This window comes from Pantoea sp. X-Soil-ISGK-421 (genome assembly GCF_059730785.1).
Genome location: NZ_AP035979.1, coordinates 3,519,337 through 3,533,747 on the forward strand (window position 1 = coordinate 3,519,337; position 14,411 = coordinate 3,533,747).

A 14,411-nucleotide genomic window follows, 5' to 3' on the forward strand; every position below is an offset into this window, starting at 1 on the left:
TTAAGGGGATCGTAAGATGCCCTTTTTGGCGTGCCCGATTTTTAGCCAAAGTATGCAACAATAAAGCAACAAGCGTGTTGAGCACGCAATTTTTGATTTGCTTCTGGAGTGGTTGAGTGAAGACGTTTCTGGTCGGTGGTGCAGTACGCGATGCCTTACTGCGTTTGCCGGTAAAAGATCGAGATTGGGTAGTGGTGGGCACGACGCCCGAGGCGATGCTGGCTGAAGGTTATCAGCAAGTTGGTCGGGATTTTCCGGTTTTTTTGCATCCGCGAAGTCGTGAAGAGTATGCGCTGGCGCGTACCGAACGCAAAAGCGGCAAGGGTTACACGGGTTTCGTGACGCAATTCGCACCGGATGTCTCGCTCGAACAAGATCTGCAGCGTCGTGATCTCACCATCAATGCCATCGCCCAAAGCGACAGTGGCGAACTGATTGATCCTTATGGCGGTCAACGCGATCTGGCTCAACGCCAGCTGCGCCATGTTTCCGCCGCCTTTAATGAAGATCCGCTGCGTGTATTGCGCGTGGCGCGTTTCGCCGCCCGCTTTGCTCATCTAAATTTCCGTATTGCCGATGAAACCCAGGCGCTCATGCGCGAAATGGCGGTCAGTGGTGAGCTGGCGCATCTCACCGCAGAACGCGTGTGGAAAGAGACAGAAAAAGCGTTGCTGACGCGCAATCCTCAGGTCTATTTCCAGGTGCTGCGTGATTGCGGCGCACTGCAGGTGCTGTTCCCGGAAATTGATAGCCTTTACGGCATTCCAGCCCCGATTAAATGGCATCCCGAAATTGATACCGGCGTACATGCGCTGATGACGCTGACAATGTCAGCCGCCCTCTCAGATCAACTGGATGTGCGTTTCGCCACGCTGTTTCACGATGTCGGCAAAGCGCTGACGCCACCCGAAAAATGGCCTAGCCATCATGGGCATGGCCTCGCAGGTGTGCCGATTGTTGAAGCGCTGTGCCAACGTCTGCGCGTGCCGAATCAGATACGTGATTTGGCGTTAGTGGTGACCGAATTCCATGACGTGGTGCACACCATTGAGCGTCAACCGGCAGACGCTTTAATCGCACTTTTTGATCGTATCGATGCCTGGCGCAAGCCCGATCGGGTGGAAAAAATGGCGCTTACCAGCGAAGCGGATGCACGCGGGCGCGCGGGCATGGAAAGCATGGCTTATCCGCAAGGCGACTATTTGCGTCAGGCGTTTTCGCTGGCGCAAGCGGTGCCAACCAAAGAGGTGGTTGCGGCAGGATTTAAAGGTGCTGAAGTGCGGGAAGAGTTAACGCGTCGGCGTATTGCGGTACTGCAGGCGGAGTTGATTAACGCGCGACCCGTTTAACCGGCCGCGCGTTGCAACTTACATAAAGACGGCGTAGACCACTGCCGCAACAATGAAGCGGTAGATGGCGAAAGAGACGAACGAGATACGCTTGATGAGCTCAAGGAACACTTTGATCGCCAGCAGCGCCACAACGAAAGCCGTCACAAATCCGACGGCAAACATTGGCAAATCCTGCATCGTCAGGAAGCCCAGGCTCTTGTAGAGATCCAGTCCGGTTGCGCCAATCATCATCGGCACCGCCAGAATGAACGAGAACTCCGATGCCGCATAGCGACTTACGCCCATCAACATACCGCCAGAAATCGTCGCCCCCGAGCGCGAAAAGCCCGGCCACAGCGCCAGACACTGGAAGCAGCCAATCATAAACGCCTGACGGTAGGTGATATCGTCTACGCCAACCGCTTTAGGTTGCTTCGGCTTGAAGTATTCCGCCACCAGCAGCAGCACACCACCGACGACCAGCGCATACATTACGTTGATGGGGTTAAACAGCGTTTTGATTTGATCGTGCAGCAACAAACCAATCACCACCGCCGGTACCATTCCCAATAAAATATGAATCAGCGTTAATTTACCGGTACCGACGCCTTCGTGTTTGACCTCACCGAAGTGAATCCCAATCAAACCAAACAGGCGACGCCAGAACATCACGACCACAGCCAGAATTGATCCCAACTGAATCACAACTTCGAAGGTTTCAGCGGTCTCACCTTCAAAACCCAGTAGATGGCCAACGATAATCATGTGGCCCGTGGAGGAGACCGGCAGGAATTCCGTGAGGCCTTCTACAACCCCCAGGATTGCAGCTACCCAAAGCTGGTGAATGTCTGCCATCAAAATATTTCCTCTATCCGTTTTAAACAGTAAAAAGGCGGTCGCAAAGGGCTACCGCCTGAAATTATGCCTGCGTCACGCTGAAGGAAACCTTAAGAAATTCAGGTAGAATCTGTTCGTTAGCGCAACGGCCTCAAGTGAGACACACCATAATTTGGTTTGGTTTCATTGTGATGGCAATCACGGAAGATTTATTTCGGAATAGTCCCGCGCTCAATACGCACGCCAACGCTCGCTGCCTGGGCTACAGCGCCCGGTTTACCTACCTTTATTCGCACGCCGGGCGTTTTGAAACGATTCATCAACAGATCGGCGATTTCTTCCGCCACCCTTTCGACCAAAGCAAAACGCTGGCCTTGCAGATGATTGAGGATCACTTCGGTGACATCAGCGTAGCTCAGGCAATCCTTCACATCGTCGCTGGCCGCGGCCTGGCGGTTGTCCCACGCCATTTCGACATCGAGCACTAGCTTCTGCTGCATGCCCTGTTCCCAGTCGTAAACGCCAATGGTCGTGAACACGGTAAGCTGCTCGATAAATACGATATCCATGATGTCAGTCTCTGTTTTTGGCTAAGCCGGATACCACTTCCGGCGGATTATGCGTATTATCCACGCTTATCGAGAACAAAACGACCCAAAAGGAACGGTACGACGCTATGAGTGCTATCGCGCTTGGTATGATTATTTTCGCGTATCTGTGCGGCTCGATTTCCAGTGCGATTCTGGTGTGTAAACTGGCTGGTTTACCCGATCCGCGCCTGGAAGGCTCAGGTAATCCTGGCGCGACCAACGTTTTGCGCATTGGAGGCAAAGTTGCCGCTGCCGCGGTACTGATTTTTGACGTGGCGAAAGGCATGCTTCCCGTGTGGATCGCTTATCTGCTGCATGTTACGCCGCTCTATCTTGGATTAACGGCGATTGCTGCCTGCCTCGGCCATATTTATCCAGTATTCTTTCGTTTCCGCGGCGGTAAAGGCGTGGCGACGGCATTTGGTGCCATTGCGCCGATTGGCTGGGATTTAACGGGGTTAATGACCGGTACCTGGCTGCTGACGGTGTTGCTGAGTGGCTACTCCTCACTCGGCGCAATTGTTAGCGCGCTCATCGCACCGTTTTACGTGTGGTGGTTCAAACCACAATTCACTTTTCCCGTATCTATGCTGTCCTGCCTGATTCTTTTGCGGCATCACGACAACATCCAGCGCCTGTGGCGCGGACAGGAAAATAAAATCTGGAAGCGGAAGAAGAAGAAATAAAAAACCGGCGCGAGGCCGGTTTTTTCGTTTTAGATGGCGGGCAATTCTGACAGTGGCCAACGCGGCCGTACACTGACGCCGAGTCCCCCGCTTGTGCCGCCTTTGAGGCGCACCATGCCAGCGTAAGCAATCATCGCACCGTTATCGGTGCAAAACTCAGGGCGCGCATAAAACACTTCGCCGCCACGCTTTTGCATCATCTCGGCCATTCGCTCACGCAGCGTGCGGTTCGCGCTGACGCCACCCGCAATTACCAAACGTTTGAAGCCGGTTTGATCAAGCGCACGTTTGCACTTAATCATCAACGTATCGACCACTGCATCCTCAAACGCGCGGGCGATATCAGCGCGCGCTTGCTCATCGCCCTGATGCTCACGAATGGTGTTTGCCGCGAAAGTCTTTAAGCCGGAGAAGCTGAAATCCAGCCCCGGACGATCGGTCATTGGCCGCGGGAAGCGGAAACGGTTTGGAGTGCCCTGCTGCGCCATGCGCGACAGCATCGGTCCGCCGGGATAATCCAGACCGAGCAATTTGGCCGTTTTATCAAAGGCTTCACCTGCAGCATCGTCAATCGATTCCCCCAGCAAAGTGTATTCTCCAATGCCGGTCACGCTGATTAACTGCGTGTGCCCGCCGGAAACCAGCAGCGCAACAAAGGGAAATTCAGGTGGATTCTCTTCCAGCATCGGCGCCAACAGATGCCCTTCCATGTGATGCACCGGTACTGCCGGCACATTCCAGGCGAACGCCAACGCACGGCCAATGGTGGCACCAACCAGCAGCGCACCCACTAAACCTGGCCCTGCAGTGTAAGCCACACCATCAATTTGCTGCGGCTCAAGGCCGGCTTCTTTTAGTGCAGCCTGAATCAGCGGCACGGTTTTACGTACGTGGTCACGCGATGCCAGTTCAGGCACCACGCCGCCGTAATCGGCATGCAGTTTGACCTGGCTATATAATTGATTTGCCAGCAGACCGGACGCATCATCATATATCGCGATGCCGGTTTCATCGCAGGACGTTTCAATACCCAGAACTCGCATAGCTTTTATCACCCTCTTCGTGCGGCGCGCAGTGTAACACAGGCAATTCTTACGCCAGAGACTTTGCCCCTGAAAAAGTGTTTTTCTGTCGCACAAAGAGTGCGCTATACTCCACGGCCTGAAAAAACCGGCAGCCGCGATGGCATATGCCCCTGTTGGTTCTAAATTATACATGGTGCTTTACAAGTCAGCCGCGGCTGGAGTAAAATGCTGCACCATTTTGAAATGTGCTGGCGCCGCAGTCAGCAGCAAAAACCGAATTTTATCGAGGTAAGAGTTACATGCCGGTAATTAAAGTACGTGAAAACGAGCCGTTCGACGTAGCACTGCGTCGCTTTAAGCGTTCATGCGAGAAAGCAGGTGTTTTGGCAGAAGTTCGTAGCCGTGAGTTCTACGAGAAGCCTACCACTGAGCGTAAGCGCGCTAAAGCATCTGCAGTTAAGCGTCACGCCAAGAAACTGGCTCGCGAAAACGCACGCCGCACTCGTCTGTACTAATTTCTTGCGGAAGTTCGCTTCCGCCGCGTGATAAACGCAGACAGAGTCAAGTAAAAGGCCGTGCTTTCCGAAAGGAAGCGCGGCTTGTTGTCGTTTATGAGCTGAAAAATCGGGGCTTATGGCTGGACGAATTCCACGCATATTTATCAACGACTTACTTGCCCGCACGGACATCGTGGATATCATCGATGCTCGCGTTAAGCTGAAAAAGCAGGGTAAGAACTATCACGCGTGCTGTCCTTTTCATAATGAGAAAACCCCCTCTTTTACCGTAAGCGGTGAGAAGCAGTTTTATTACTGCTTCGGCTGTGGCGCCAAAGGCAACGCTATCGACTTCCTGATGAATCACGATCGTCTGGAATTTGTTGAAAGCGTTGAGGAGCTGGCCACGCTTCATGGCTTAGAAGTGCCCTATGAAGCGGGCAATGGCCCTAGCCAGATGGAGCGCCATCAACGTCAAAGTCTTTATCAGTTGCTGGAAGGTCTTAACGACTTCTATCAACAGAGCCTGCGTAATCCACAAGCGCAATCTGCACAGCACTATCTCGCCACCCGTGGTCTTAGTCAGGAAGTGATCGATCACTTCGCTATCGGCTATGCACCTGCCGGTTGGGATAATGCACTGAAGCGCTTTGGGCAGCAGAAAGATGATCGCGAATCACTGATGGAAGCCGGCATGTTGGTCAGCAATGACTCAGGCCGCACCTATGATCGCTTCCGCGATCGCGTGATGTTCCCTATCCGCGATAAGCGTGGCCGCGTGATTGGTTTTGGTGGTCGCGTGCTGGGCAACGACACGCCGAAGTATCTGAACTCGCCTGAAACACCGATTTTCCATAAAGGCCGCCAGTTATACGGGCTTTATGAAGCGCAGAAAAATCATCCGCAACCCACGCGTTTACTGGTTGTCGAAGGTTATATGGACGTGGTGGCACTGGCGCAATTCGGCATTGATTATGCTGTAGCGTCGTTAGGCACCTCGACCACTGCTGAACACGTTCAGCTGCTTTACCGTTCAACCGATACCGTGATTTGCTGTTATGACGGTGACCGAGCCGGACGTGAAGCGGCATGGCGTACGCTCGAAACTGCATTGCCTTACATGAATGATGGTCGTCAGCTACGCTTTATGTTTTTGCCTGATGGCGAGGATCCGGACACGCTGGTACGCAAAGAGGGCAAAGCAGCCTTTGAAGCGCGGATGGAGCAAGCTACACCGCTCTCCACGTTTTTGTTCGACAGCCTGATGCCGCAAGTGGATTTGAGCACACGCGACGGCAAGACCAAGCTGGCAACACTGGCGTTACCGCTGATTAGTCAGATCCCCGGTGAAACGCTGCGCATTTATATGCGTCAAACATTGGGTAATAAACTTGGGATTCTTGACGATAACCAGTTAGACAAGCTGATGCCGAAGCTGGCAGAAAGTGGCGTGCTGCCAACTGCCCCACCGTTGAAACGCACCACCATGCGCGTGTTGATTGCGTTATTAGTGCAGAACCCACAGTTTGCCTCCATCGTGCCTACACTGGATGGATTAGAGCAGTCGAAAATGGCGGGTTTACCGCTATTTGTGGAGTTAGTCAGCCGTTGTACAGAGAATCCTGGCTTGACCACCGGACAGCTACTAGAGTTATATCGCGGAACAAATTTTAGCCAGACCCTTGAAACACTGGCCACCTGGAACCACATGATAGTGGATGAAGAGGCGGAAGAAGTGTTCCAGGATTCACTGGCGAGCATTTACGATTCCGCGCTCGAACAGCGCCTTGAAGCGCTGATCGCACGCGAGCGAACTGAAGGCTTAAGCGCCATCGAACGCCGCGAATTCTGGGCTTTAAGCCAGGCATTAGCGAAAAAATAAGATTTTAACTGGGTCTGAACGGCAAGCACGTTAAAAACCGCATTCTGGCTCAGTCATTTCCGGATTGTTAGACGCGATAAGCGAACCGGAAAACAAACAGCTCAAGATTTAGAGGCGTTAACGTCGCAGCCAGTTTCAGTGCTGCCAGCGCGCAGCACCCGGAGCGTACTGAAGTACGTGAGGAGTGCGAGCACTGCCAGCGCTGAAAATGGCAAGTAAGTTAGCCTCGGAAAGAACACAAGCGGCTTAAGTGCCGATTATATGAGGGCAAAGGCCCTGGCCGCGATGTAGGCAGCGGCAAAAACACAACGCCTTCACTGTTATAGTTGGCTCGCGCCGACCGACACCAATCTAATTAACAGAAGTGTGGATACCGTCTTATGGAGCAAAACCCGCAGTCACAGCTTAAGCTACTTGTCACCCGTGGTAAGGAGCAAGGCTATTTGACCTATGCTGAGGTCAATGACCATCTGCCGGAAGATATCGTCGACTCCGATCAGATCGAAGACATCATCCAGATGATTAATGACATGGGTATTCAGGTTGTAGAAGAAGCGCCTGATGCTGATGATCTGATACTGAATGAAAACAGCTCCGATACTGACGAAGATGCCGCAGAAGCCGCCGCTCAGGTTTTATCCAGTGTTGAATCTGAAATTGGCCGTACTACCGACCCGGTGCGCATGTATATGCGTGAAATGGGTACCGTTGAACTGCTGACGCGTGAAGGCGAAATTGACATCGCTAAGCGCATCGAAGACGGTATCAATCAGGTCCAATGCTCTGTAGCCGAATATCCGGAAGCGATCACCTATCTGCTCGATCAGTATGATCGCGTAGAAGCGGGCGACTATCGACTGTCAGACTTAATCATCGGATTCATCGATCCTAACGCGGAAGAAGATATCGCGCCGACCGCCACGCACGTGGGTTCTGAGTTATCTCAGGAAGATCGGAATGACGACGAAGAAGAAGATGAAGAGGATGATGACAGCTCTGACGACGATAATTCTATCGACCCAGAACTGGCTCGCGAGAAGTTTGGCGACCTGCGTACGCAGTACGAAACGACGCGTACCGTCATCAAAGCCAAAGGCCGCAGCCATGCTGACGCCGTTGCCGAAATCCAGAACCTCTCTGAAGTGTTCAAGCAGTTCCGCCTGGTACCGAAGCAGTTCGATTACCTGGTAAACAATATGCGTGAAATGATGGAGCGCGTGCGTACGCAAGAGCGCCTGATCATGAAGCTGTGTATTGAACTGTGCAAAATGCCGAAGAAAAACTTCATCACGTTGTTTACCGGCAACGAAACTAACCCAAGCTGGTTTAAAGCCGCGCTGGCTATGAACAAGCCATGGTCAGAAAAACTGCTGGATGTTGAAGATGATGTGAATCGTTCGCTGTACAAACTGCAGCAGATCGAAGAAGAAACGGGCTTGACTATCGAGCAGGTGAAGGACATCAACCGTCGCATGTCAATTGGCGAAGCGAAAGCGCGTCGTGCGAAGAAAGAGATGGTTGAAGCGAACTTACGTCTGGTTATCTCCATCGCGAAGAAATACACCAACCGTGGTCTGCAGTTCCTCGATCTGATTCAGGAAGGCAACATCGGCTTGATGAAAGCGGTTGATAAGTTTGAATACCGTCGTGGTTATAAGTTCTCAACTTACGCGACATGGTGGATTCGTCAGGCTATCACCCGCTCTATCGCTGACCAGGCGCGCACCATCCGTATTCCGGTGCATATGATTGAGACTATCAACAAACTTAACCGTATTTCGCGTCAGATGCTGCAAGAGATGGGTCGCGAACCGACGCCGGAAGAGTTGGCTGAACGTATGCTGATGCCGGAAGATAAGATCCGCAAAGTGCTGAAAATCGCTAAAGAGCCAATCTCTATGGAGACGCCGATTGGTGATGATGAAGATTCGCATCTGGGCGATTTTATCGAAGACACCACGCTGGAGCTGCCGCTGGATTCCGCAACCTCGGAAAGCCTGCGCTCAGCTACCCACGACGTGTTGGCTGGCCTGACTGCGCGTGAAGCGAAAGTTCTGCGTATGCGTTTCGGTATTGATATGAACACCGACCACACGCTGGAAGAGGTAGGCAAACAGTTTGACGTAACGCGTGAGCGTATTCGTCAGATCGAAGCCAAGGCGCTGCGTAAACTGCGTCACCCAAGCCGCTCTGAAGTACTGCGTAGCTTCCTCGACGATTAATCGTTGTCGAGACGAAAGAACCCCGGCTTGCCGGGGTTTTTTATTGCCTGAAAATCAGTGTTTCACGCGTTAATCTGTAGCCAGTCATGCAGTTGGCGATAAGATTCGACCATCTCTTCCAGCGTCGCACGATTCAAACCGCTCGGATTGGGCAGCACCCATAGACGCGTTTCACCCAGCGTTTGCGATTGTTCGCCCCACTCAACTTTGCGCTGGCGAAACGCTTTCTGAAAAGCATCCTTGCCCAACACCGCCAACGCACGCGGCTGATAGCGGAGAATCTTTTGCTGCAAACGTGAACCACCGTCGCGAAGCTCATCACCGCCTAGCTCATTAGCCTGCACTGTCGGACGCTCAACCAGCATCGTGATGCCACAGCCGGTTTCCATCAGCCGCTGCTCCTGTTCGGGTTTAAGCAACTCACGCGTAAAGCCAGCCTGATATATCACTTTCCAGAAACGATTACCGGGATGCGCAAAGTGAAATCCGGTGTGCGCCGACGACTTGCCCGGATTAATGCCACAGAACAGTACCTGTAAATCAGGCGCGATGATGTCACGGATATCGTGCTCACTCATGCAGCCTCCAGTCCGGCGCGTTGTTTAACCGATCGACGGCTGCTTGCTAACATAGTGCGAGCCTCCTCGTGGTCCGGACAGGCGCGTGCCATTGCTACCGCGCCAACCATCTCAGCCAATATCGTGGTGGACGCGTCGTTTGCGTGCGGATGATTGAGTTCACGTAGCGTCATTGCCAAACGCTGCCGCATCGCTTCTCGTTGCTGGGAAAATAGCGTGCGCGCCTCGACCGGCAAATGCGCCATTTCACTTATCAGCGCAGGAAGCGGACAGCCTTCACCCGGCGTGTTGCAATGCTGCTCAGACAAATAGTTATCAATCAGCTGATTCAGTCGTTCAGCGGGATCGTTGATTGAAGTGATACCCGCAAAGCGGCGCGCTGAATCGGTAAACATTTCAGCAATCACCGCTTGCACCAGATCCTCGCGAGAAGCGAAATGTGCATAAAATCCGCCGTGTGTTAAGCCCACGCGCTTCATCAGCGCTGCGACGCCAATGCTTTCAGTTCCGTTCTCGCGCATCACCACAGAGGCCTCATCCAAAATGCGCTGTCGTGTACGCGCTTTATGGCTCAGCTTTTCCATCTTTATTGACTCCGACATCGTTGATGGCAATCAGTGTAATTATTACAACCATCATATTCTAGCTTGACGGTAAATATTATGATCGTCATATTAACCTACGTAAATATGATAACCATCATCTAGAGGGACATTCCATGTCACAACAATTGGCTTTGATCACCGGCGCATCAAGTGGTATTGGCGCGACCTATGCAAAACAACTGGCAGCACACGGCACAAACCTGATTCTGGTGGCGCGCGATGAAGCCAGGCTCAAGGCATTGGCACAATCACTGCGCGAGGCGCACGGCGTTGAAGTCGGCGTATTAGTTGCAGACCTAACCAGGCACGATGATTTGCAAAGAATCGATCGCGAAATCCAGCAAAATAATGCAATTACTCTTTTGATCAACAACGCCGGCATGACAGTAGAAGGCGAATTTCTTGACGGTGACATCGCGAAAATACAAACGATGCTAACGTTGAATATCGTTGCGCTGACGCAGCTGGCCCACAGTGCAGCCCAGGTATTTCGTGCACGTCACACTGGCACGATTGTGAATATTGCTTCGGTGCTAGCGCTGGTGAGCGAATCGGCGAATGGGGCGTACAACGCCAGTAAAGCGTATGTGCTTTCCCTGACTCGTAATCTGCATCGCGAATTAGCCGATAGTGGTGTGCGTGTGCAAGCTGTACTGCCCGGTTTAACGCGTACCGAGATCTTTGAGCGCGCAGGAAAATCTATCCACGAACTTCCGGCAGAGATGTTGATGGAAGTGGACGATTTAGTCTCGGCAGCGCTACGTGGACTTGATGCCGGTGAGTTGGTGACTATCCCGTCCGTGGAAGATATGCAGCTTTGGCAAACGTACGAAGAAGCACGCATCGCCATATTGCCCTTCATCTCGCTCAACAAGCCTGCATCGCGCTATTTGTAGCATTGGCAAACTTTCGAATGAGCCTGGTCTCAAAAACCAATGATGATTGGGCGCTTAATAAGCGATAAAGCATGGCATGATAGATTTTTCTTTTGGAGATCAAAGAGTCAGCCATTGCTGTAATTTTCACCAACCAAATGGTGAACTCTGGATCACCCTAACAAGATACTCTATAATCCCCGCTCCGCTGGCCCCTTAGCTCAGTGGTTAGAGCAGGCGACTCATAATCGCTTGGTCGCTGGTTCAAACCCAGCAGGGGCCACCAAATTTAGTGATGAAAATCATACTATTAAGCCACCTCTTTCAAGGTGGCTTTTTGTTGGTATTGCAAAGTAGCGATTAAATGGCGATACGTTTGCCAATGCATTTGTTGATATCAATCATGTTCTAAATCACTCACCTGCCATCTTACCGAACTCACACCTTTTTCCAGACTAATGCGGCTCACCAGGCTTTCAAGCTGATCGGTTAACGTTGGATGACCAATCACTTCGGCATTCACCTCCATACGATGCGGTGGATCCATATCTTCACTGTGCAACGATTGCAGCCGCAGGCCGCTGCCGCCCAGCGTGTGCAGCATCAGACTACGAACCTGAACCTCATCTTGCGCCAAACAGATAATTTGAACTTTATAATGTTGTATCGCTTCGGCTGCAGAGACGATGTTTTGTCGATTAATCCCTAAAGCCAGTTCACGCAGCAGAATATTCGCGCACAGGATCATCATGCAGCCGATCGTCGCTTCCAGCAGCAATCCCATGCTGCACAGCACGCCAATGGCGGCGGTACACCACAAGGTGGCGGCGGTATTCAATCCGCGAATATTTAAACCATCACGCATGATTACGCCGCCGCCGAGAAAACCGATACCGGAAACCACATAGGCTGCAACGCGCGATGCGTCGGTTGCGATGCCAGGCACGCTTTGAGTCATCAGAACGAAGAGACAAGCGCCGGTGCTAACCAGCGCATTGGTGCGCAATCCGGTCATACGTTGACGTAACTGGCGCTCACAACCGATCAGTGCGCCCAATACCAGCGCGACGGTGACGCGCAATAAAAAGATTTTCCAATCCATGTCAGACCCCACTCCGCCACTCTTTGTTTGCGGAATATCCGGTTAAATAATGGATCACAGACAGTGCTAATACAGCCAGGAATCAGCTGCATCATGCTAATGAAAAGGGGTGATTCTGGAAGGAAATCCACCGTCTTAACAGGCAGTTAAGACAGCTTTAAGGCTATCTTACCGCGAGGTCCTGCTGTAATCGTTCGGGACAAATGTCCAATGTCGCTCTCCTCTTGGGTAAAAATTCGCCGCGATTCTAAAGTGACTTATGCCGCGCCGCCAACTCAAAAATTCAGTTCGTTTACGTTGGGTTAAAAAAACCCGCCGAAGCGGGTTTGTCTGTGCATTATTTTCCCGTCAGTAGCCAACGGCTTAGCGTTCCTGAGTTAGCATAACCGCTGATAATGGCGGCATAACTATCAAAACGGTTAGTAACTTCGCTAACCTGGTTGTTGTAAAGATCGCTTTCTGCACTCAGTACGTCCAGCAATGAACGGCGGCCTAAGTGATACCACTGATCGAAGAAGTCCTTACGTATACGATCGGATTCCACAATCAGGTTTTTGTACAACACGGCGCGTTCCGCTGTTGAGTGTGCATTCTGACTTGCTGCACGCACACGGTTTTCCAGATCGCGGCGCTGCTCCTGCACCTGCTGACGGCTCGCTTCAGCCCGTTTAATCGCAGCAATTTCTTGTGCGTTGGTTGAACCGCCACGGAATAAACCCCAGGAGACGTTCAGCCCGGTTTGCCATGCAGGCTGGCGTCCGTATTGATCTTCCCGCGTGTTTTTACTGACGGTCCAGTTCAGTTTTGGTAAGCCCGAGGCTTTAATCGCTTCCGCTTCTTTGAAAGCCGCTCGTTCTTCGGCGCTGGCGCGCAAGATCAGCGGATGCACATCCAGACTCGCGAGCTGGCGATTTAAATCACCAAAGGAAAGCGACCACTTATCGCTGGCCGGTAAAGTCACACGACTGTTGCCCATCAAACGATTCAGAGTGATTTCGACATCACGTGCGCGTGATTCGGCATTTTCCAGGTAGCTCTGTGCTTGCAACAAGCGCCCTTTTGCCTGCGTCAGTTCACTGCGACGTCCGGTATCTGACTGAACAATACCGCTGAGCATTTTGGTCAGCTCCGCCATACGCGCCAGATACTGCTTGCTAATTGCAATGACGTGCTGCTGTTTATTCCACTCAATCAATGCATTACTGACCTGCATCGCCAAATCTTCACGCTGTGCCTGCACTGATTGCAGTGCAGACGTAACGCGCTCCTCGCGACTTTCAATAGTACGGCTGGTTTGGCCGAAATCGATAAGATTGGTTGCTACCGAAACGCCTAACGAAGGCTTATTACCCTGATATTCATAGTTTTTAGCCCCACTGCCAAACTCCTTGGTCGCGGAAGCTGCACTGACGTCCACCTGCGGCCAGCGTTGCCCTTTAGCTTCATCAACGCTGGCTTCAGCCGCATCACCTTGGGCGATATAAGACTTTAACGACGGACTTATACGCCAGGTGATGCGTGCTGCTGAGAGAAACTTTTGACGTACTTCGCTCTCAGCCACCGTTTCATTGGCTGTTCCGCTCAAGGTTACAGGCGAAAGCCTCACTGCCGCATCGGCTACTGGCTGGCTAACATATTTGAAATCCGACGTTGAGCTTTCTGCTGGCGCATAAGTCGCCGTTGGCGCAGATTGCTGTGGGCTTACCTTAAGCGCCGGTTGCATCGGATTAAACGGCTGGGGTTGTGGACGACGCTGCTCTTCAGTCAGGAAGCCTCCGCCCTGCGTCTCAGCGGGCTGAGTCGGCCTGGATTTGATCTGAACGGGCTGCTCGACATTGACCCGTTGCGGCGAAACGTCTACCACCACAGGCGGAGAAACGGGTGGCGTTGCTGGCTGAACCGGCGCAGCACTGTAGGCCACCGGTGCAGGCACTTGCCTTTCAACAAAGATTGGCCGCGCTGCCGGAGCAGCAACCGGCAAAGGTTGAGTTCGCACTGGCTTTATCGATGCCGCCGCCGGAGCGGCCGGGCGCTGGCCGCTCATTTCCGCAAACATCATCAGCTCACTGGTGGAATCAGCCATGACATTGATCGCAGGCGCCATGACAACCGCGACACAAACGGCAAGCAAAGAGAGATGACGCGCCTTTGCGTGGCGCATCTTGTTATTATTTTTCATGA

13 protein-coding genes and 1 tRNA gene are annotated in these 14,411 nt (G+C 52.4%); 7 read left to right on the forward strand and 7 right to left on the reverse strand.

Going from position 1 to position 14,411, the window contains the following annotated elements; all coding sequences use genetic code 11:
• Positions 1-116: 116 nt before the first annotated feature.
• The gene (locus AC6I8K_RS16180; RefSeq protein WP_497827074.1) at positions 117-1,349 is read left to right on the forward strand and encodes a multifunctional CCA addition/repair protein; all 1,233 of its coding nucleotides are present in this window, start codon (positions 117-119) and stop codon (positions 1,347-1,349) included.
• A gap of 18 nt (positions 1,350-1,367) precedes the next feature.
• Here the strand turns inward: AC6I8K_RS16180 and bacA are convergent, their stop codons facing one another.
• Both bacA and folB read right to left on the reverse strand, forming a co-directional pair.
• Positions 1,368-2,186 carry an undecaprenyl-diphosphate phosphatase gene (bacA, locus tag AC6I8K_RS16185; RefSeq protein WP_064738469.1) on the reverse strand — a complete coding sequence of 273 codons (819 nt, stop codon included), beginning with the start codon at positions 2,184-2,186 and terminating at the stop codon, positions 1,368-1,370.
• A 191-nt stretch (positions 2,187-2,377) separates the two neighbouring features.
• Entirely contained in the window at positions 2,378-2,737 is a 360-nt protein-coding gene (folB, locus tag AC6I8K_RS16190; protein WP_064738468.1) for a bifunctional dihydroneopterin aldolase/7,8-dihydroneopterin epimerase, read from the reverse strand.
• Between the two features lie 107 nt (positions 2,738-2,844).
• On the opposite strand from folB, the gene plsY reads away from it, so the two are divergent.
• The gene (plsY, locus tag AC6I8K_RS16195) at positions 2,845-3,444 is read left to right on the forward strand and encodes a glycerol-3-phosphate 1-O-acyltransferase PlsY (protein WP_064738467.1); all 600 of its coding nucleotides are present in this window, start codon (positions 2,845-2,847) and stop codon (positions 3,442-3,444) included.
• 29 nt (positions 3,445-3,473) lie between these two features.
• Here plsY and tsaD read toward each other — a convergent pair whose 3' ends face one another.
• Positions 3,474-4,487, reverse strand: a complete 1,014-nt coding sequence (gene tsaD, locus AC6I8K_RS16200; protein ID WP_483816214.1) for a tRNA (adenosine(37)-N6)-threonylcarbamoyltransferase complex transferase subunit TsaD — start codon at positions 4,485-4,487, stop codon at positions 3,474-3,476.
• A gap of 281 nt (positions 4,488-4,768) precedes the next feature.
• On the opposite strand from tsaD, the gene rpsU reads away from it, so the two are divergent.
• The 3 genes from rpsU to rpoD all read left to right on the forward strand — a co-directional run bounded on the left by rpsU (position 4,769) and on the right by rpoD (position 9,070).
• Positions 4,769-4,984 carry a 30S ribosomal protein S21 gene (gene rpsU / locus AC6I8K_RS16205; protein WP_008103436.1) on the forward strand — a complete coding sequence of 72 codons (216 nt, stop codon included), beginning with the start codon at positions 4,769-4,771 and terminating at the stop codon, positions 4,982-4,984.
• A gap of 118 nt (positions 4,985-5,102) precedes the next feature.
• Positions 5,103-6,848 (forward strand): DNA primase, encoded by a 1,746-nt coding sequence (dnaG, locus tag AC6I8K_RS16210; RefSeq protein ID WP_483816215.1) that lies wholly within the window; start codon positions 5,103-5,105, stop codon positions 6,846-6,848.
• Between the two features lie 380 nt (positions 6,849-7,228).
• On the forward strand, positions 7,229-9,070 hold the full coding sequence (rpoD, locus tag AC6I8K_RS16215) for an RNA polymerase sigma factor RpoD (protein ID WP_497827075.1): 1,842 nt from the start codon (positions 7,229-7,231) through the stop codon (positions 9,068-9,070).
• Positions 9,071-9,132: 62 nt separating this feature from the next.
• On the opposite strand, the gene mug is transcribed toward rpoD, so the two are convergent.
• Both mug and AC6I8K_RS16225 read right to left on the reverse strand, forming a co-directional pair.
• Complete coding sequence (gene mug, locus AC6I8K_RS16220) at positions 9,133-9,648, reverse strand: G/U mismatch-specific DNA glycosylase (protein WP_483816216.1); 516 nt, start codon at positions 9,646-9,648, stop codon at positions 9,133-9,135.
• Positions 9,645-10,232, reverse strand: a complete 588-nt coding sequence (locus AC6I8K_RS16225) for a TetR/AcrR family transcriptional regulator (protein WP_497827076.1) — start codon at positions 10,230-10,232, stop codon at positions 9,645-9,647. Before AC6I8K_RS16225 ends, mug begins: the two co-directional genes overlap by 4 nt.
• A gap of 134 nt (positions 10,233-10,366) precedes the next feature.
• On the opposite strand from AC6I8K_RS16225, the gene AC6I8K_RS16230 reads away from it, so the two are divergent.
• Both AC6I8K_RS16230 and AC6I8K_RS16235 read left to right on the forward strand, forming a co-directional pair.
• Positions 10,367-11,149, forward strand: coding sequence for an SDR family NAD(P)-dependent oxidoreductase (locus tag AC6I8K_RS16230; protein WP_483816218.1), 783 nt, complete (start codon positions 10,367-10,369; stop codon positions 11,147-11,149).
• Positions 11,150-11,338: 189 nt separating this feature from the next.
• Positions 11,339-11,414: transfer RNA gene (locus AC6I8K_RS16235), tRNA-Ile, on the forward strand.
• Positions 11,415-11,525: 111 nt separating this feature from the next.
• Here AC6I8K_RS16235 and AC6I8K_RS16240 read toward each other — a convergent pair.
• The gene (locus AC6I8K_RS16240) at positions 11,526-12,230 is read right to left on the reverse strand and encodes an MgtC/SapB family protein (protein ID WP_064738452.1); all 705 of its coding nucleotides are present in this window, start codon (positions 12,228-12,230) and stop codon (positions 11,526-11,528) included.
• 337 nt (positions 12,231-12,567) lie between these two features.
• Positions 12,568-14,409: a TolC family protein gene (locus AC6I8K_RS16245; protein ID WP_497827077.1), complete on the reverse strand. Its 1,842-nt coding sequence runs from the start codon at positions 14,407-14,409 to the stop codon at positions 12,568-12,570.
• Positions 14,410-14,411 lie beyond the last annotated feature (2 nt).